At 45.1% G+C, this 18299-nt stretch carries 23 protein-coding genes and 8 tRNA genes; 2 read left to right on the top strand and 29 right to left on the bottom strand.

Annotation, left to right across the window (positions count from 1 at the left end; all coding sequences use genetic code 11):
* Positions 1-38: 38 nt before the first annotated feature.
* The 9 genes from QYB97_RS22745 to QYB97_RS22705 all read right to left on the bottom strand — a co-directional run bounded on the left by QYB97_RS22745 (position 39) and on the right by QYB97_RS22705 (position 1477).
* A tRNA-Leu gene (locus QYB97_RS22745) sits at positions 39-124 on the bottom strand.
* Between the two features lie 40 nt (positions 125-164).
* Positions 165-249, bottom strand: a tRNA-Leu gene (locus QYB97_RS22740).
* Between the two features lie 16 nt (positions 250-265).
* Positions 266-341: transfer RNA gene (locus tag QYB97_RS22735), tRNA-Lys, on the bottom strand.
* A 7-nt stretch (positions 342-348) separates the two neighbouring features.
* Positions 349-423: transfer RNA gene (locus QYB97_RS22730), tRNA-Gln, on the bottom strand.
* 45 nt (positions 424-468) lie between these two features.
* Positions 469-544 (bottom strand) — tRNA-Asp (locus QYB97_RS22725).
* Positions 545-621: 77 nt separating this feature from the next.
* A tRNA-Glu gene (locus tag QYB97_RS22720) sits at positions 622-696 on the bottom strand.
* A gap of 9 nt (positions 697-705) precedes the next feature.
* Positions 706-796 (bottom strand) — tRNA-Ser (locus tag QYB97_RS22715).
* Between the two features lie 3 nt (positions 797-799).
* Positions 800-874 (bottom strand) — tRNA-Asn (locus tag QYB97_RS22710).
* A gap of 132 nt (positions 875-1006) precedes the next feature.
* The gene (locus tag QYB97_RS22705) at positions 1007-1477 is read right to left on the bottom strand and encodes a SprT family protein (protein WP_301168288.1); all 471 of its coding nucleotides are present in this window, start codon (positions 1475-1477) and stop codon (positions 1007-1009) included.
* 103 nt (positions 1478-1580) lie between these two features.
* On the opposite strand from QYB97_RS22705, the gene cmpA reads away from it, so the two are divergent.
* Positions 1581-1715, top strand: a complete 135-nt coding sequence (gene cmpA / locus QYB97_RS22700) for a cortex morphogenetic protein CmpA (RefSeq protein ID WP_301168287.1) — start codon at positions 1581-1583, stop codon at positions 1713-1715.
* Positions 1716-1739: 24 nt separating this feature from the next.
* Here the strand turns inward: cmpA and QYB97_RS22695 are convergent, their stop codons facing one another.
* From QYB97_RS22695 to acpS, 14 genes are all read right to left on the bottom strand, one after another.
* The gene (locus QYB97_RS22695; protein ID WP_301168286.1) at positions 1740-3917 is read right to left on the bottom strand and encodes a Tex family protein; all 2178 of its coding nucleotides are present in this window, start codon (positions 3915-3917) and stop codon (positions 1740-1742) included.
* 197 nt (positions 3918-4114) lie between these two features.
* Positions 4115-4723 (bottom strand): PP2C family serine/threonine-protein phosphatase, encoded by a 609-nt coding sequence (locus QYB97_RS22690; protein ID WP_301168285.1) that lies wholly within the window; start codon positions 4721-4723, stop codon positions 4115-4117.
* Entirely contained in the window at positions 4720-5514 is a 795-nt protein-coding gene (sigB, locus tag QYB97_RS22685; RefSeq protein ID WP_301168284.1) for an RNA polymerase sigma factor SigB, read from the bottom strand. Before sigB ends, QYB97_RS22690 begins: the two co-directional genes overlap by 4 nt.
* Positions 5480-5965, bottom strand: coding sequence for an anti-sigma B factor RsbW (rsbW, locus tag QYB97_RS22680; protein ID WP_301168283.1), 486 nt, complete (start codon positions 5963-5965; stop codon positions 5480-5482). The genes sigB and rsbW overlap by 35 nt, the downstream gene beginning before the upstream one ends.
* On the bottom strand, positions 5962-6294 hold the full coding sequence (locus QYB97_RS22675) for an STAS domain-containing protein (RefSeq protein WP_301168282.1): 333 nt from the start codon (positions 6292-6294) through the stop codon (positions 5962-5964). Before QYB97_RS22675 ends, rsbW begins: the two co-directional genes overlap by 4 nt.
* 61 nt (positions 6295-6355) lie before the next feature.
* Positions 6356-7363, bottom strand: coding sequence for a PP2C family protein-serine/threonine phosphatase (locus QYB97_RS22670; protein ID WP_301168281.1), 1008 nt, complete (start codon positions 7361-7363; stop codon positions 6356-6358).
* A gap of 10 nt (positions 7364-7373) precedes the next feature.
* On the bottom strand, positions 7374-7775 hold the full coding sequence (locus QYB97_RS22665; protein WP_301168280.1) for an anti-sigma regulatory factor: 402 nt from the start codon (positions 7773-7775) through the stop codon (positions 7374-7376).
* Between the two features lie 2 nt (positions 7776-7777).
* Positions 7778-8134 (bottom strand): STAS domain-containing protein, encoded by a 357-nt coding sequence (locus tag QYB97_RS22660; RefSeq protein WP_061975879.1) that lies wholly within the window; start codon positions 8132-8134, stop codon positions 7778-7780.
* A 12-nt stretch (positions 8135-8146) separates the two neighbouring features.
* Positions 8147-8962: an STAS domain-containing protein gene (locus QYB97_RS22655; RefSeq protein ID WP_301168279.1), complete on the bottom strand. Its 816-nt coding sequence runs from the start codon at positions 8960-8962 to the stop codon at positions 8147-8149.
* Positions 8963-9147: 185 nt separating this feature from the next.
* The gene (ndoA, locus tag QYB97_RS22650) at positions 9148-9498 is read right to left on the bottom strand and encodes a type II toxin-antitoxin system endoribonuclease NdoA (RefSeq protein WP_007200228.1); all 351 of its coding nucleotides are present in this window, start codon (positions 9496-9498) and stop codon (positions 9148-9150) included.
* 4 nt (positions 9499-9502) lie between these two features.
* Positions 9503-9784: a CopG family ribbon-helix-helix protein gene (locus tag QYB97_RS22645; protein WP_061975875.1), complete on the bottom strand. Its 282-nt coding sequence runs from the start codon at positions 9782-9784 to the stop codon at positions 9503-9505.
* A 143-nt stretch (positions 9785-9927) separates the two neighbouring features.
* Positions 9928-11100, bottom strand: coding sequence for an alanine racemase (gene alr, locus QYB97_RS22640; protein ID WP_301168278.1), 1173 nt, complete (start codon positions 11098-11100; stop codon positions 9928-9930).
* 143 nt (positions 11101-11243) lie between these two features.
* Positions 11244-12278 carry a LolA family protein gene (locus QYB97_RS22635; RefSeq protein ID WP_301168277.1) on the bottom strand — a complete coding sequence of 345 codons (1035 nt, stop codon included), beginning with the start codon at positions 12276-12278 and terminating at the stop codon, positions 11244-11246.
* Positions 12279-12419: 141 nt separating this feature from the next.
* Positions 12420-12776 carry a holo-ACP synthase gene (gene acpS, locus QYB97_RS22630; RefSeq protein ID WP_301168276.1) on the bottom strand — a complete coding sequence of 119 codons (357 nt, stop codon included), beginning with the start codon at positions 12774-12776 and terminating at the stop codon, positions 12420-12422.
* Between the two features lie 86 nt (positions 12777-12862).
* Between acpS and QYB97_RS22625 the strand changes: the two genes are divergently transcribed.
* Positions 12863-13459, top strand: a complete 597-nt coding sequence (locus tag QYB97_RS22625; RefSeq protein ID WP_301168275.1) for a rhomboid family intramembrane serine protease — start codon at positions 12863-12865, stop codon at positions 13457-13459.
* A 41-nt stretch (positions 13460-13500) separates the two neighbouring features.
* Here the strand turns inward: QYB97_RS22625 and QYB97_RS22620 are convergent, their stop codons facing one another.
* From QYB97_RS22620 to QYB97_RS22595, 6 genes are all read right to left on the bottom strand, one after another.
* The gene (locus QYB97_RS22620; RefSeq protein ID WP_301168274.1) at positions 13501-14256 is read right to left on the bottom strand and encodes an STAS domain-containing protein; all 756 of its coding nucleotides are present in this window, start codon (positions 14254-14256) and stop codon (positions 13501-13503) included.
* The gene (locus QYB97_RS22615; protein ID WP_301168273.1) at positions 14243-14911 is read right to left on the bottom strand and encodes a cobalamin B12-binding domain-containing protein; all 669 of its coding nucleotides are present in this window, start codon (positions 14909-14911) and stop codon (positions 14243-14245) included. The genes QYB97_RS22620 and QYB97_RS22615 overlap by 14 nt, the downstream gene beginning before the upstream one ends.
* A gap of 13 nt (positions 14912-14924) precedes the next feature.
* Positions 14925-15281 (bottom strand): hypothetical protein, encoded by a 357-nt coding sequence (locus QYB97_RS22610; RefSeq protein ID WP_301168272.1) that lies wholly within the window; start codon positions 15279-15281, stop codon positions 14925-14927.
* Complete coding sequence (locus QYB97_RS22605; protein ID WP_301168271.1) at positions 15278-15583, bottom strand: antibiotic biosynthesis monooxygenase family protein; 306 nt, start codon at positions 15581-15583, stop codon at positions 15278-15280. Before QYB97_RS22605 ends, QYB97_RS22610 begins: the two co-directional genes overlap by 4 nt.
* A gap of 347 nt (positions 15584-15930) precedes the next feature.
* A complete protein-coding gene (locus QYB97_RS22600; protein WP_301168270.1) occupies positions 15931-17157 on the bottom strand; it encodes a D-alanyl-D-alanine carboxypeptidase family protein in 1227 nt (408 codons plus the stop codon).
* A 180-nt stretch (positions 17158-17337) separates the two neighbouring features.
* Entirely contained in the window at positions 17338-18276 is a 939-nt protein-coding gene (locus QYB97_RS22595; RefSeq protein ID WP_301168269.1) for a magnesium transporter CorA family protein, read from the bottom strand.
* Between the last annotated feature and the right edge of the window lie 23 nt (positions 18277-18299).

The raw sequence follows: 18299 nt of genomic DNA, 5'->3' as shown, positions 1-18299 counted from the left end.
TTATCTTTTAATGTGTTTATTTTATATTGAGAAGCTATTGGTGCGGTCGAGAGGACTCGAACCTCCACGGGGTTGCCCCCACTAGCCCCTCAAGCTAGCGCGTCTGCCATTCCGCCACGACCGCAAAGCAGTTAAAGTTATTGTTAAGTACATTTTAGAAAAAATGGTGCGGGTGAAGGGACTCGAACCCCCACGTCATAAGACACTAGATCCTAAGTCTAGCGCGTCTGCCAATTCCGCCACACCCGCATGGTGTGAAAATAAATGGTGAGCCATGAAGGACTCGAACCTTCGACCCTCTGATTAAAAGTCAGATGCTCTACCAACTGAGCTAATGGCTCATGAAGATGGCTGGGCTAGCAGGATTCGAACCTACGAGTGACGGAGTCAAAGTCCGTTGCCTTACCACTTGGCTATAGCCCAATAATCATGATGTATTTCTTATTTAAATGTTGGTTTTAATTAAAATGGCGGGCCCGACCGGGATCGAACCGGCGATCTCCTGCGTGACAGGCAGGCATGTTAACCGCTACACCACGAGCCCACTTTAAGTTAAAACAGCTTGTCCTTTTCTTTCGAAAAAGCAATAAAAATACTTGGTTCTTTTCGAAGAAAAGAACTTGGTGACCCGTACGGGATTCGAACCCGTGTTACCGCCGTGAAAGGGCGGTGTCTTAACCGCTTGACCAACGGGCCGACAAAAACTGGCAGAGAAGAAGGGATTCGAACCCTCGCGCCGCGTTAGCGACCTACTCCCTTAGCAGGGGAGCCCCTTGAGCCACTTGGGTACTTCTCTGTATGGCTCCACAGGTAGGACTCGAACCTACGACCGATCGGTTAACAGCCGATAGCTCTACCACTGAGCTACTGTGGAATGTATTTTTGAGACATTTAATATCATACTTTCTTTTTCTCAAAAAGTCAACTGCTTTTTTCATTTATTTCGTTTATGTAAAGAGCAAGATGTCTTTCAGCGACTTTATTAATCTAACACATATCAGAACACCTAGTCAACACTTTTCTCACCACTTTTTAAAAACAATTTCCCGCGGCATTTTCCGCACACATATCTCCTTGTGTCAATTCGGCGCTTTCGCTTGTATTGCTGCTTACATTCTTTGCATATATAGAGGTATTTATAAGCAAGAGTTGTCCTTGCTCCGGGCAGGACTTCGCAATATCTCAGGCCGCCCACTTTTTTCAGCAGCTGTTTAAACTCGGGATCCTTGTGCTGGTATCCCCTTCCTTCAATATGAAGGTGGTAATGGCACAGTTCATGCTTTATGATACCCACCAATGCCTGCATTCCAAACTGTGTCATTTGCTTTGGATTGATCTCAATGTCATGGGACCTGAGTAAATACCGGCCGCCGGTTGTCCGCAAACGGCCGTTGAAACGAACAATATGCCGGAAGGGCTTATGAAAATAATCGTTTGATATCTGCTCGACGAGCATTTGAAGTTCCCTTTGTGTCATTTCCTTTCCTATCCTTTCTCCTTCTATAGAACAAAAAGTTGGTCACATCAACAAGCCATGAGACATAGACTAAATCACGCTTGAATACGTGGAGGTTTTGTCTATGCCCACATGGTTTAAGAAACAACTCAGAAAAGCTTATCTTCAAAAAGACCGTTATCAAATCCGGTTGTTAAATCAATGCTGGTTTTTTTATAACCAAAGAAATAGCAATCCTGAAAGCAAGCATCTTCCCTGACGGCTGGTGCTGACCGCACCAACATCACTGCGCCTCCGGAGGCAGCATGGTAAGAGCCACTCTTCCTTTATTGAGATCCACGCTATCCACCCATACTGTCACCACCTGCCCGACGCTGACCACATCCATAGGGTGTTTCACAAAGCGCTTGGCCAGTTTCGATATATGAACAAGACCGTCCTGTTTCACGCCAATATCCACAAAAGCGCCGAAGTCAACGACATTTCGCACAGTTCCTTCGAGCTCCATTCCCTGTTTAAGGTCTTCCAGCTTAAGGACATCGGTTTTCAGCAGGGGCTTTGAAAGTTCTTCCCGCACGTCCCGGTTTGGACGAAGCAGCCCGTCCACGATGTCATGAAGAGTGGGCACCCCGATATCGAGTTGTCCTGCCATCGCTTGCACATCGATCGTTTTCAATTTTTCTTTCAGGCTGTCTGTGCCGATCTCTGCAACTTCACTGTTCATTTCTTTTAAAAGAAGCAGCGTTTCTTTATAGCTCTCCGGGTGAATGGCCGTTTGGTCTAGCGGATTCTTCCCGTCCGGTATTCTTAAGAATCCGATACACTGCTCATACGTTTTCGCACCGAGACGCGGGATCTTCTTCAGTTCTTCGCGTTTTTCAAACTTTCCTTTTTCCTCTCTGGCTTTTACAATATTTTGCGCGACCGTCTTGGACAAGCCAGCTACATACTGAAGCAGGGAAGAAGATGCTGTATTTACGTTAACACCTACCTGGTTTACCGCTGTTTCCACCACAAAGGTCAGGGACTCGTTCAAGCGCTTCTGTGATACATCATGCTGATACTGCCCGACACCGACGGATTTCGGATCGATTTTCACCAGTTCAGCGAGCGGATCCTGCAGCCTGCGCGCAATGGAGATAGCACTCCGCTCTTCCACCTGAAGATCAGGAAACTCTTCCCTGGCGATTCCTGAAGCGGAATACACACTGGCTCCTGCTTCGTTAACGATAATATAGGAAACCGGCTCGTCCAGCTCTTTAATGGTATCAACAATAAACTGCTCCGTCTCCCGTGAAGCTGTTCCGTTTCCAATGGCGATCACATTGATGCGGTACTTTTTGATCAGCTCTTTGACCACTGCTCCAGACTTTTGAACTTCTGATCTTGGCGGTGTAGGATAAATGGTTTGAATATGGAGCATTTTGCCCGTCTCATCCACCACACCAAGTTTGCAGCCGGTTCGGAAGGCAGGATCCACTCCCAGCACCATCCTGCCCTTTAAAGGGGATTGAAGAAGCAGGTTTCTCAGGTTTTCAGAAAAGATGTGAATCGCCTGTTCCTCACCCTTATCCGTCAATTCGTTCCGGATGTCACGCTCAATTGAGGAAGCGATCAGCCTGCGATAGCTATCCTCAATCGCCGCTTGGAGATATGGGGCTGCAGGAGACTCCGCTTTTTTGATGACCGTGCGGTTCAGCCGCTGAATAATTCTTTCAGCCGGTGCCTCCACTTCCACCTTGAGTACGTCTTCTTTTTCACCACGGTTGATGGCAAGGATACGGTGAGGCACGATTTTTCCGACCGGCTCACTGTACTCATAATACATTTCATACACCTTTTTTTCGTCTTCTCCGTTTTTCTTTAAGGAGGTTTGCAGCTGCCCTTCCTTAAACGTAAGCTCCCGAATCCACGCTCGAATAGCCGCATCATCAGAAATCTGCTCGGCAAGAATATCCTGGGCTCCGGCTAGTGCCTCTTCAGGTGTATGTACCTCTTTTTCCTCGGACAGGAACTCGCCGGCCTTTGTCATAACATCCCCTTGCCACGGTTGGCTCATGAGCCATTGTGCCAGCGGCTCAAGTCCCTTTTCCTTGGCTACTGTCGCACGGGTTCTTCTTTTTTGTTTGTAGGGACGATAAAGATCTTCAATTTCCTGCAGTTTTTTAGCACTTGAAATAGCGCCCGACAATTCATCAGTCAGCTTACCCTGCTCACCAATCAGCCGGAGAACTTCTTCTTTTCGTTCCTTTAAATTTTCTGCGTATTGCCATCCATCCATAATATCTTTGATTTGAACTTCATCCAGGCCGCCTGTCAATTCCTTGCGATACCTGGCAATAAAAGGCACCGTGTTGCCGTCCTTCAACAACCCGATGACGCTTGCCACTTGTTTTTGTTTAATCCCCAGTTCTTTGGCAATTTCCAAGAATCCTTGATCGTTCTCTATTGTTTTTTCCAATAGAAGTACCCCTTTCAAATCCGTAACAATTACGGGTATACCCACTTAGTTTAACACTTTCCGAATGTTTTAACGAAAATTGCTGCAGGAATTCCATATAAAAAAGCACCCCCGGAAGAGCGCTTTATCGTGTATTTGTGAAGACATAAAAAAAAGCCGAGGCAACCCGGCAGAGAGGCTGATGACCTCCAATATGCTTATGCATGCGACACTTTTCCTACGAGGCAGGTAGCATCATCAATTAATTTTTGAGAGAGATTGCCCAGGTAAGCTGCGGATTCCCGGGGCGATACCATATTAGTGAGAATGGAGCGGCTTTGCGTATGAATTTCCATTCCATCTGAATAGATGATAAATGCAGTCTGATCATCAAATGGAAATTGCTGTACCCGGAACTTCTGCGGCTTTCCGGAAAGAAATCCAACCGTTGGGAGAGGATAGATTAATTTGCGGTCTTCTCCCGCCATCATAAAGCGGATGTTTCCCACTCCGGCATACTTGACGATGCGCTGGTTGAAATCAATTTTAAAAATGGAAAGTACAGCTCCCCTGGTTCCTTTGAGCTGTTCATTGCATACGCTCATGATTTCCTCAACCTCTAATTGATGGTTCTTCTCTACAGCGATAACTGCCGCCTGGGAAGCATTTCTTGCTAAACCTCCGCTCCCCAACCCGTCAGCTACCGCACAAATAAAATAATCACGGGTTTCCGTGACATAAAAACTGTCTCCACATAACGCATTACCGTTTTTAGGCTTTTGGAAAGAGGAGACGGCGATTTTGTCATAGGAATAATCCTGGATCATTTTAAAGCCTCCGATGGTTCCACCCGAATCGCTTCACGAAGCTTTTCAAGTGCTCTTCTTTGCAGCCGTGAGACATGCATTTGAGAAATATCCAAGCGCTCTCCTGTTTCTTTCTGGCTCAAATTCTCAAAATACGTGCATTTTAATATTTCTTGCTCTCTTTCAGAAAGAACGGCAAATGCTTTCTGCAGGAGCATTCTTTTATCAATTTGATCATAGCCGGCATCCTGTGTACCCACAAGATCGAGCAGGGTCACTGTGCTGCCTTCCTGATCTGCTTCAATGGAACTGTCTACGGAAAGGGCCTGGTAACTCTTACCCATTTCCATCGTTTCCAGCACTTCTTCCTCCGTAACCTCCAGGTAATCGGCAATTTCCTGGATTTTCGGAGAGCGCTGAAGGTCATTCGTCAGCTCTTCTACAGCTTTTTTAATTCGTGGTCCAAGTTCCTTAATTCGTCTCGGTACATGGACACTCCAGGTTTTATCACGGATAAACCGTTTAATTTCACCAATGATGGTAGGGACAGCAAATGATTCAAACGAACGTCCAAAGTCGGCATCGTACCTTCGCAGTGCAGCGAGCAGGCCGATCATTCCCACCTGGACCAAATCGTCATGAATACTTTTCCCCTTGGAAAATTTTCGCGCTAGCGAGTGAACGAGATCTTCATATTGATGTACGAGTTTCGTTTGCAATATTTCGTTCTTCGGATCGTTCTGTAACTCGTGAATCCATTTATAGACTTCTTCTTTATTATTGTGTAGGTGCTGGTGAGGTCCTGTCGACATTTTCCTCCACCTCATCTCTGTGAAGATACTTCGTCATCATTACGATCACACCCGCTTCACCGCTGATTTCCACTTTGTCCATCAATGACTCAATTAGGAAGAGGCCCAGACCTCCTTCATTCAATTGTTCTACGGATTTCCCTTCTACAGGTCCGAGTGATTTATTCACATCATCATAATCAAAGCTCTTGCCGTGGTCCACAACCATAATTTCCAATCGGTTATCATACACTCCGCATCCAATGCGGATCTGTCCTTTTTCCGAATCTGTATAGGCATGATTCACAACATTGGTACAGGCCTCTGAGACAGCGATTTTTATATCCTCAATCTCGTCAAACGCAAATCCCATCCTGTTCGCAATACCAGAAATCGTAAGACGTACCACTCCGACATAGTCGGTTTTGGCAGGCACCGTCATTTCGATAAAATCAGAGGCTTTATTACTCATCTGGCCTCCCCCTTTACCTCATTGTCTATGTCCATGACCTCAGTAAGGCCGGTAATTTCAAACAAACGCTTAACTCTCTCGGTCATTCCGCGCAGCTTTAACGTCCCGTCGTTTTTCTTCGTGGACTTCAATGCTCCCACAAAAATGCCGAGCCCTGTACTATCCATATAATCAATGTTAGACAGGTCAATCACGATCTGGGTATTTTTTTCCTCAGTCAGAGGAACGAGCATCTCTTTAAGTTTTGGTGCGGTGTACGCGTCTACTTCTCCAGATAATGTTAGATAATGGACTTTATTCGTTTCTTCATGACTAATTTGCAAGTTCATTTTTTTCCCCCCACGATATTATCATAAACCCATAACACTAATTACCCGTTTTTGAATAAGTTTAAACCATTCTTTTTAGAATAATCAGGGTAAAGTCGTCTCTTAACTCAAATTCCTGAAGCCGCTCAAGCTCAGTGAATACCGAATCCACGATTTCCTGGACCGGTTTGTGCATATGTTCACGGATAAGGGCGACAATTTCGTCCCGTTCAATGAACCCTTTGCTTGTTCTGCACTCTGTGACCCCATCGGAAAGAAGAATAATCATATCTCCCTGGTCGAGCTGCTTTTCATATTCTTTGTATTTGGTCGTTCTTGATACACCCAGTACAAGGCCCTTGGCAAACATGTCCTCAAATTCATCCGTCTCTGCTTTATAAAAAAAGCCGGGCTCGTGTCCGGCCCCGGCATAGAAGAATTTATGGACATCAGTGTCATAAAGCCCATAAAGCATGGTTATAAACATGTTCGGGTGCACGTTCTGTTCAACGACTCTATTCAGATTTTCAAGAAGGAGATTAGGCTGCATCCTTTGCTCCGGAAGACTGTCCATCGCGTATTTAATCATCGACATGCACAGCGCGGCAGGAATTCCCTTCCCGATAATATCCGCTACCGCCACACTTATGGACTTGTCATCCTTTACAAAGTTAAAATAGTCCCCGTTCATTTTCTTGGCTGGAACGCTTTTGACACCAATGTCAAGAGAATCCACCGTCGGCACATCACTGATTAAAAGTGTCTGCTGCATGCTTGCCGCCACTTCAATTTCCGATTCCAGCTGGCGCTGGCGGGTCCTCAGGCTCTGATGTTCGCGATACGCAAACCCATACCCGATCATGACCTCCAAAAGAAAATCAAATGCGTCCTTCATTTCTTCAGTCATCTCAGGAAATACTTCATTCAGTACATTTATATGATGGCTGACCACATCTTCAGGCGAGATCTGCTGCTCAATCAGCTTTCGGCTGAACTGCTGCCCTTTGTACAGGGCTGTCTCGTTTTTCCCGTTAAGATAGGTGGTCAGTAAATCCTTATATCTATCTATAATTAAGTCTCGGTCGTTCATTTAATACCTCCTAACGAAGCCACTTCGTCGCAAGGATTTCAGTTCCGCTGTTAATTGTGGAATCAATGGTAAACTCGTCCATTAAACGCTTTACCCCCGGCAGTCCGGCTCCAAGTCCGCCTGAAGTTGTATATCCGTCTTCCATTACTTTACGAATATCCCTTATTCCCGGGCCATTGTCCACAGCAATAATGCGGAGGCCTTTTCGTCCCATCTGTTCCACGGGCTCAAGGCAGATCTTTCCGCTTCCTGCATATAAATAAATGTTACGGGCTAACTCTGAAATCGCAGTAGTGATACGAGCCTGGTCTACATTGCCAAATCCGAGTTCTTTTGCCATATTTCTTCCCAATTGCCTTGCACTCACGATATCCCATTCATTGCAAACTTCTACACAGGATTGGATGTCCATGCTCATCCCTCCAGTTCCAGCTGCAATTTATCAAGCCCTTGTTCCAGGTCAAGAGCGGTCGGAACCTCTCTCATTGAAATCCCCAGGTCGATCAAAGTAATTGCTACTGCGGGCTGGATACCGGTTAATACCACTTGCGCTCCCATCAGTTTTGACATGCGGACAACGTCCCCCAGTACTTTTGCAATAAAGGAGTCAATCATGTCTACAGAGGTCAGGTCAATTACTACACCCTTAGCACCGGTGTCATGTATTTTATTTAGCAAGTCTTCTTGAAACTGCAGAGCGGTCTGATCATCGAGCTCTACCTGAATGGTAATAAGGAGATACTCATGCAGCTTCAAAATAGGAATTCTCATTTTCCCCACTCCCTATTTTTCATTAACAATTTGTTGGTTTGTAATTTCCAGAGCTTTCGCCATCCCTTTTTGCAGCGTGCTTTTCGTAGGGAAAAGGCTGAGGTCTATCCCCAGGCTTACAATCGTTTGCGCAATTTCCGGCCGGATACCGACAAGAATGCAGGTAGATCCCAGCAGCCTGACCGCATCTGCGGCTTGAATGATGTGGTGGGCGACCATTGTATCAACAACGGGCACACCGGTTATATCTATAAGAACCACCTGTGAACGGTATTGAATCACACCTTCCAGAAGGTTCTCCATTATTAATTTCGCTCGTTCTGTGTCTATGGTTCCGATCAGCGGCATTACGCTAATATGCTGAAAGACCGGAATAAGCGGTGCTGATAACTCCAGCAACGCAGACTTTTGAATGGAAACGGTGCGTTCCCAAAGCCGGGATGAATTTTCAACCACTGAATTCAGAATGGGATCCATCCAGCGGTCCACTTCCCTATATGTTTCAAAAGCCGCATCTTTTTGAATATCTTCTTCAGTGATGATCTCCAAAACTATACGGCGAAAAGATTGCAGCCCTTGTGTTAAATATTCAAGCGGCATATTAGCACGCAAAACTTTATCAAAAAAACGTTCCAATGTCCCGTCCGCAGAAATATCACCCTGGCTGATATGGTTAAACAGGAGTGACAAAAATTCGTTGTTCAACTGTTCTCGCATATAGGGTGTGATGGCTCGGTTTGTCGATTTGTAGTCAGCGATTTCTTCAGACCACAACCCATCTATTTCCATGCGCTTATTCAGGATCATATCGATGATGGCCGCATTCAAATTCTATACCCCCTTACGTCGGTACACTACTTTCATTATTCCACTTCTCATTCATTCTTGCAATCTTTTGCTTTGTCGTTCATCTGCTATATAGTTCGCTCGTAAACCGAATTTCCTGTTCCTATCACTCAGGAAAGTTATTTCCATTGAAAAAACTGCCAATTCCCCAGAAGAAAACGGCAGTTTTAAAAGTCAATAAGACCAAGACTGATTTGTAACGCTTCATCAACGCGACGCATCATTTCATCGTCCAGATGCGTAATTTTGTCAGTTAGCCTTTGTTTATCAATTGTTCGAATTTGCTCCAGCAAGATAACGGAATCCCGTTCGAACCCGTACTTTTTCGCATTGATCTCTACATGCGTCGGCAGCTTTGCCTTTTGGATTTGTGCTGTGATTGCTGCAACAATAACTGTAGGACTAAATCGGTTACCGATATCGTTTTGAATAATTAGAACAGGTCTGATGCCCCCTTGTTCTGAGCCAACAACCGGGGAAAGGTCTGCAAAGTAAACGTCTCCGCGTTTTACGATCAAGGGCCTACACCCCGCTAACTAAGCGGTCTACGGTAATTTCAGCTTCCTCCTCTAAAAGAAAGGCTTCTGAAGCAATGTTCAGATTGATTTTTGCCATCTCCATATAACCTTGTCTCATAGATTCACGAATATGACGTTTCTTCTTTTCGCGAATATACATCTTTGTTGCCTGATGGATAAATTCGCTTCGGTCCAAATTCTCATTCTTAATCATCCGGTCAATTTCATTGATAATTTGTTGAGGAAGACTGATAACGATCCTCTTTGTGTTTGCCAATTCGGACACACCTACACCTCCAGAGCACAGCTTCTGCGATATGCTACGATCATTCTTAACCACATTAATCTTACCATTTCACCTATCGGTTTGCAAAACGATTTCAGAGTAAAGTATTCTTCATGTTTTTTAATAGTCCTGCTAATATTCTGCTAAAAATTTAAAATTACATTCACTTTTTCTAAAATTCGACCCGATTTCTTATAAATGCGGGGTACGCGTGATGTAATTAAACATGGAATTTCGTAGTTTATCGTATCATTTTGCACGGCTACATCATCCATGGATATCTTTTCACTCCCCTGTTCCCCGATCAGGGTGACAGGGTCGCCAACCTTCATTTCATACGGCAGGCGCACCATACATTGATCCATGCAGATTCTGCCCACAAACGGAACCTTGACTCCGCCTGCAATCGCATGGCCCTGATTTGCATAGCGCCTCTGCCAGCCGTCGGCGTATCCAATCGGGAGAGTGCCGATCCACTCTTCCTCTTTGGCCGTATAGGTGGCACCGTAGCTTACCGTATCTCCCGGCTGCACTTTTTTCACATGAACCAGCCGTGTATTTAACGCAAACGCCTCTTTCAACGGAATGGGCAATACATTCTTGAGTTCGCCCGAAGGCGCAAGTCCGTACATCGAGATTCCGATTCTTGCAATATTGAAGATTTGCTCCGGAAAGCGGAGGCTTGCCGCACTGTTCCCGCAATGGATGTACCGTGGAGCAGCTCCCGTTTCCTTGAGCCAGGCAAGGCTTTCGGAAAACCGTTCGAATTGCTGCTCCACCAGTGGAGATTCCAGTTCATCCGCTGTGGCAAAGTGCGTAAATACTCCTTCGAGCTCGAGATGCGGAGACTTTTCTATTGTTCGAACAAGTTCCTGAGTTTCCTCTTTATCTCGTGTTCCGATCCGCCCCATGCCGGTATCGACTTTCAGGTGAAGGGGTATTTGCTGGCCATCCTGAAGGTGGCTTGACGCTTCACTCACCCAGGATGCCTGAAACACAGTAAGCGCAACCCTGTACTTTGCAGCAATACCTGCATCTTCCGGCCGCGTTCTGCCCAATACAAGAATGGGTGCTTCGATTCCGTGTTTCCTCAGTGCCACCGCTTCATCTAAAAGCGCCACGGCAAGATAGGTCGCCCCTGCCTCGAGCGCTGTTTTCGCCACCGGCAGCGCTCCATGTCCATAGCCATTGGCTTTGACAACCGCCATGATCTCGGTAGTGTCCGGCAGCAGGTGCCGGAACGAGCGGATATTTTCTTCGATGCAGGACAAATCGATCTCTGCCCAGGTATCTCTATAAAACTCTCCAGTATCCAAACCTATCCGTCCCATCTATCTGTATCATTTCATTTTAACAATTGGTCTATTCGTTATTCTACAACATCCCCGGCAATTCCGTAAGAGCAAATCCAGAATAAAAAAGGCTGATTCACCATTTAAGGAATCAGCCGCTCACTTTTTTATTTTGACCCTTGCGCAGAAACAGAACGGGCGATGGCCATAAGTTCTTCCTGATTCAAGGAGTTGGAGGCTAAAAAGAAATCTGTGCCTTTATACGTCCAGGAAATCGATTTGTCATTCATTGCCCCCACTGTGAAACCGAGGTCCACCGGTTCTCCGCCCGGCATTGTCAGTCGCTCTCTTTTGGCGGCAACTGTCTCTACCGCTGCATTTTTTCGTTCAATTAATGTAAACGAATGTTTCTTTTCATCCGTGTAGCTCAGAACCACTTGTTTTTCACCGTCGGCCATAACTTCTTTCTCATTCGTCAATTCAGTATTCCCAGGGCCCATATATTGAGGATACAGAACTTCCATTTCTTTTTTGGGCTCACCGGCCTGGCTCATTGCCGGGAGCTCCAGCTGGGCGCCTGTCATGTTCGTTTCCATATCAAAGGCGCCTTTATCGAACTTGGCATTGAACTTCACGTTTTTGAACTCCAGTTTGACCAATTCTTTGGCATCCTTATCCATTACCCGGACCGAGTTCGGATCGAGGTCTTTATTTAAGACAATTTCCTGCTGGTACAGGTTTTTGTTTTGATAGTTCGTTTTGGTATGGAAAACATACGAGTTTTCTTTCGCCTTAAACCCGCGGTCTGTATCATTTAATATATCGGCAGCCAGTGACTCAAACAAATACACCTGGCTGTTATTTTCCGGCCAATCACTCTGAAATCTGAAACTTTTATTCAGCGCCGGCGTTAATACAAATACACCCTCTTTGTTTCTCAGGATCATCTGGCTCTGGTCCTTTTTGGCGTTCTTCAGGTTCACCCGGTAAAAGTTCGGTTTCTTGTGCCACACCTCAAGCTCGTACTGTATCGGTTTTTCGCCGGTATTCAGCGTCATGACGGCGTCTGCTTTATAACCCGTCATTTCTTCCATTTTCTTATCCAGTGACGCTACAACATCTTCCTGGCTTTTTGCTCCACAGCCCGCCAATCCGAATATGAAAAGAAGCGCCATCAAGGATAATGACAGTCTCTTCGTCATTGTTTTTATCCCCTTTGCCCTTTATTTTACAAAGGAGGATCACCGCTGTGTCCGACGCCACCAGGATGTCCCTCCCCACCGCATTACACTATATGTGGACAAAAGGGACATTATGCAGACTAGCTTGACAAGCAAGCAAACTTACAGAGCGGTTTCCATAATAACCTGGGCTACCGCAAATTCTTTGGAATGGGAAATAGAAAGATGAACGATCGTATCCGGCTCTGCCGCAATAAAGGGCTTTCCATTATCATTTTTCGAAATTTCGATATCCTGCCAGGACAGATGCTTGCCGATCCCTGTGCCGATGGCTTTCGCATACGCTTCTTTAGCGGCAAACCGGCCGGCCATAAATTCCGCCTGCCGCCTGCCGGTCAGCTTCTCAAACACAGCGAGCTCCCTCTCCGTGAGGATCCTTGCGGGAAAGCGGTGCTGCTTACGGCATACTTCCTGGATTCTTATGATTTCAACAATATCGATTCCTGTTCCTATAATCATCGGTAAATTCCTTTCCGGCATGGTATTACTTATTTGTATTACCGTTATGCTATGATTAATATACTACATTCAGGTGGTGATGCTGGTTGTTCGTACGAGAGGAAAATTTTAAAACGTTCCTGAGGCTGTATCCGGTCATATCAATAATAACGGCCATTCATTTAATCGTTTTCCTGCTGGCTAACCTCGGGCCGCAGGCAGATTTTATTTATTATTACTTTACCGGATCGAATTATTACATTTCGCAGGGAGAGTACTGGCGGCTGTTCACCCCGATTATTACTCACGTCAGTCTCAGCCATGTGCTGTTCAACACTTTTTCCCTTGTAATTTTCGGTCCCGCGCTCGAAGGTATACTTGGAAAAGTGAAATTTATCATTGGCTATCTGGGTGCAGGCATTATCGCCGATATCGCTACCTATTTTCTTCTTCCCCTGAACTATGCCCACATCGGGGCGTCCGGCGCCATCTTCGGACTGTTCGGCATCTATCTGTATATCCTGTATGCCCGAAAGGAATATTTAGGGCGTGCAAATAAACAGATTCTTATTGTCGTTCTGATTTTCAGCCTGATTGCCACCTTCACAACGCCCGGCATCAATATCCTTGGCCACTTGTTCGGACTCATTGCAGGCGCAGCCCTTGCCCCGCTCTTAATGGCGTTTGTTCCAAGAAGGAGATAACAGCAAAAAAGACACCAAGCCTTATGCTTCGGTGTCTTTTATTATAAATATTTTTTCATTGCTTCCTGAATCGTGGACAAGAAAGAAAATTCCACCTCTGAATTCAGCTCATGCATTTGCCTGGCGTGCTCGGGCTTTACACCGACAATCACAGATTCGATGCCTCCCATATAGGAAAGTGCCCTGAACAAACTCTCCATCTGTTCCAGCCCTTCAAGCGTGATGGAACCCACACCGGTAAAATCAAAAAGGATGGTATCCAGATCCTGGCGGTACGCATTTTTCAGCGTATTTTCCCTGATTGAATTAATTTTACGGGGAGTGATGTCTCCAAACATTGGGATTAGAGCCACTTCATCCGACAGCGAAATAAAAGGACCTGACAGCCTGTCAATCTCCTCCATCGCCCGTTCAAGCTCTTCCTTTTTTTCAAAGAGCTCAAAATCCGTGCTCGACAATCTGTTTTGCAAACGGTAGACCATGTTTTCAAGATTTTTGTTTTGATCGTTCTTTTTTATGCAGACCAAATGGCCGTTCAAGTAATGATCCCATGAAATATAGAGATCAAAAAGCTCCAGCGGATGGTTCTTTGTTTTTAAGCTGACCTCCATAGGCTGTGCCACATTCGGGGTCTGGAGGAAATTTTCCAGTTTTGCCACACTTTCCTCGTCCACCATGGAGGTGAATTTCTCAGCAACCATAAAAAGGGCTTCCGCCTGTTTTGAAAAATTAAGGATTTGGAAATCGGAATTAATTTTAAAATATGGAACCGGTAATACATAATCAGTAACGGGCATTTTGCTTCTCTCCTGTACTATACACACTCAGCCAGCTGTGAAGCTCCTCCACATCTTTTATAATCACTGTTTTATCGGAACAGTAAGGTCTGAGATCATACTTTTCTGCCAAGCGGCCGCCGACCACGACAGTGGGACCATAATTCAAATTCTCCAATGCTTCCACATACGTTTTCAGATTAGGGAGGTTATAGGCAATGGACACGGAAAGCCCAATCACATCCGGCATCCATTTTCTTGCCGTATCCACTGTATATTCAAGCGGCAGATCTGCCCCCATAAACCGGGACTGCCAGCCTTTCTCTTCAAATAATCCGGAAACCATTTTTAGCCCCAGGGCATGCTGTTCCCCTTCCAGGCATGAAAACATCGCTTTATGGTTTACACTGTGACGGCCCACTGCGCTGTTGCCCGGACTGTAATGATACTGGGCGAGGACAAAGTCGCACACGGCAGTAGCCAAGTGCTCTTCTGCCACCGTTATATCATTTCTTTCCCACAATTCACCAATATAACGCATAGCCGGTGTCAACAGCTCATTATACAGCCTGTATCTTGGGGTGTGCTCAGCAATCTGGCGCAAAAGTTCGATCGCACGCTGCTGATCTCCATTCAAAAGAAACTCTGCGAATTTCTGCGGTGAATGTTGTTGCACCGCAATCCCCCCTTTATGCCTTTTCTTTTAATACCTTTATTCCTTCTTCCAAATAAGAACGATAAGCTGAAATCCTATCGTCATCAGGCATTTCGGCTAAAATTTTGTCAATTTCATCAAAATTATAAATTAAAAGATCGGCCGTCATACCGAACTTTTCAAGAATACCATTAAGCCAGATGGCATAATCGGAAAAAAAGACCGGATTCTTCAATTCGTATGCGGTCTCCAAATGCTTCATATGGTGATAATTATCTTCGATGGCTTTTTTCTTTCCCTTGTCTCCGTAACGTTCCTGGAGATCGGGATAATCTTCGTACATCTGTATGACTACCTTATTAACAATATCATCTACTGGAAATTGTGTCATGTAGCTACCACCTTGTATTGTTTAACCGCGGGAATGATGGCCGCGAGTTCCTGGTCAGGGTACTTCTTCTCCATGTCATGAATATCCTTGAATTGCTGGCTTCTCACCCATTCGAGATAATGCTCCTTTGTGTCAAAGGTTAATTGAACGGTAATTTCCCCGGTCCTTTTTTCGTTCTGAAGCAGCAGGAAGTCCTGAAATCCCTCTGCCCCATCCACGAGACGGGATCTATTTCTGTATATATTAATAACTTCTTCCGCTTTTTCTGCCGGTACATCAAATGTTGAATGGACAATATACATCTTATACCCCATTTCTTGAGTTAGTTATCATTTGCTATAAATTTCAACCAGAGCGCTCGTTTTCCCTTCCCAATTTATAGAAAAACGTGTCTCTTTCCCTATAACATTCGTCCAAGTATAACAAAAACAGGGAATAGCAGCCATCCTTTTCCACGACTTACACAAACAAGGAAAAATATGAGAATCATTATCCGCAAAAAAAGAGAGGACTCTGCCTCTCTTCTTCCGTACTTCCCTTGTCCCAATCAGACTAAGGATAAAATGGCCGTCATCATCAGCAAGATAAAAAGAGTGACCACTAATATCCTTACTTTGGTGTTAATATCCATAAAAATCCCCAATCTGTCTTATTTGATAAAGGTGTAATTCTTTTCGTACCGTCTCATACGCGCCAATGCTCTGCGTTTTTTGTTTCTCATTCGGACCATTACCATTAATGCAGCAAGCATAAGAAACCCGCTGTAAAAGAACACTGCGGTTCTTGTTGTTAACTGGAGGGCGATTTTCGAGCCCTCCCCTTCTCCGGAAGAATGTGCAGCCACTTGACTGGCTTCCTTTTTCGGACTCGGCTGGAACAGCTGAACTGCAGCCAGTGAGTCTCCCGCACTGTTTTTCAGAGTCAGCTCACCGGATGCCGATACATTTTTACTCGCATTTTCACCGACCGGCAGTGTGACTTGAATGTTTTCCTTCAGAACGTGTTTCTTCCCGGCCGGACCTTCAATAAGGGTGCCTTTGGAAAGGGTCTGCCTTTGAAAATGGCTGAAGCCGTAATCAAATAAGGAAGTCGTATCGTCGTATGCGGCCTTTGAGGTCGGAGCTTTTAACACTACCGCAATAAAATCCATGCCATCCCTGGAAACCGAAGTTACCAGCGTGTGCTTTGACTTGTTCACATACCCGTTCTTCACACCGGTGGTTCCCGGATAATCCCATAGCAGACGATGATGGTTCACGAGTGTCGTATCCCATCCCTTCACATGCCATGGTAAATCCTTTATTTTTACAATCCTTCGAAATTCGCTGTTTTTCATGGCATATTGTGTGATCTTTGCCATGTCTTCGGCCGTCGTATAATGATTCGGATCAAACAGACCGTTCGGCGTCACAAAATGGGTGTGCCTGGCTCCGGCCATCTTGGCGAATTCATTCATTTTGTCGGCAAATGAAGGTACATCTCCAGCCAGGTATTCTGCAATGGCAATCGCTGCATCATTCCCTGAGTTCACCATCATCCCTTCAACAAGTTTTCGCAATGGCATCTGTTCTCCCTCGTTTAAATAAACGCGGGTCCCTTCTGCCAATGTTGCATTTTTGCTCACCGTCACCGTTTCACCCATTTTGCCGGAATCAATGGCAAGGATGGCTGTAACGATCTTGGTAATGCTCGCTGGGTACATTTTTTTATTATCCTTCTTATTATAAAGGACATTTCCTGTTTTTTGGTCAATTAAAATGGCGCTCTGACTTTTTACGAGGGGCGCTTTATCCTGTTCAGCAAACACCGTGGAAACCGGCGCCAGCATTGCTGAAAGAAAGCAGAGGGATAAAATGGTGTGGAAAAGTTTCTTCATTTGCCGCTAACAACTCCCGTCTTTAAACTACTACCTAACTAAAAGGTTCGAACTAAACCTTACACTATTAATGGTCAGGCGAATAGTTTTCGAGTTATTTTTTCATAACATGTTAACATTCGACAAAAAACGGCAAACTCTTCTTTATTAACAAGAGATTAGCGGCAAATTTTTATTGGTTTATTTAAAACGGCTCTTTCGGCTGCGGCTTTTTAGCAAGTCGCCGGTCCACCCCTTCATTCTCAGCCAGATATAAATGCTCACGATTGAAAGGCCAATAAGACCCAGGGCAATCGCGTAACCTGACTTCCAGTCGAGTTCAGGCATATTTCGGAAGTTCATTCCCCAGATCGAGCCAAGCATCATGCCTGGTGTGAAAATGACGGTCATAACGGTCAGTGTTTTCATAATTTCATTTCCGCGGTGTGAAGAAAGCACTTCCTCCAGCTTAAGCATGGTGTCAATATCATGCTGGTAGTGCATGATGAGATTCTGCGTCCGCTCGATTCTGACGCTTGTCCGCCTGTACTCTGTCGTTTCGGTAATTTCATCGAGAAAGGCTTCCTCTGCCGCAAGCTTGATTTCTTCCACTGGTATCGTTAAATCGGTCCAAATCAACAGTTCCTGGCGCAGATCATAAATGCGGTCCATAAGGTTATGGCTGTTATTTTGTTTCAAATCATACTGCAGTTCCCTCAGCTTGTATTCAAAATGGTCGATACCATCCAAATAATTATTAAGCACTTCCCCCAGGAGGATAAAAAAACCTTCAACTGCATTTTTGCATTGATGCATCTGTCCGATCATATCCTTTTTGTTGGTTCGGTCGAGCCGTACGATATCCAGGCCCACCGTTACAAAATACGACCGGGTGATATAAAAATGGAAAAAGTCGTGATCAAATTCCTCTTCTTCTTTTTCATAAATCAGACAACCATGAAGAGCCGGCTCATTTCCATAATTTTCGATGCGAAGATAGTTGGTATCTTGCCTATCAATGGTTTCCAGCCACTTTGTACAATCCGGCAGTCTATGAACCATCTTTTTGATGTGTTCTGCTTTGTGATCAATGGTTTCTATTTCATACCATTTCCAGTTTTCCAAGAAACGATGGTTCATTCAATCTCTTCCTTTCTAAACAT

It is taken from the genome of Fictibacillus fluitans (assembly GCF_030418125.1).
In the GTDB taxonomy this organism is placed as follows: domain Bacteria; phylum Bacillota; class Bacilli; order Bacillales; family Fictibacillaceae; genus Fictibacillus_C; species Fictibacillus_C fluitans.
This window is presented reverse-complemented; position numbering and strand designations above follow the sequence as displayed.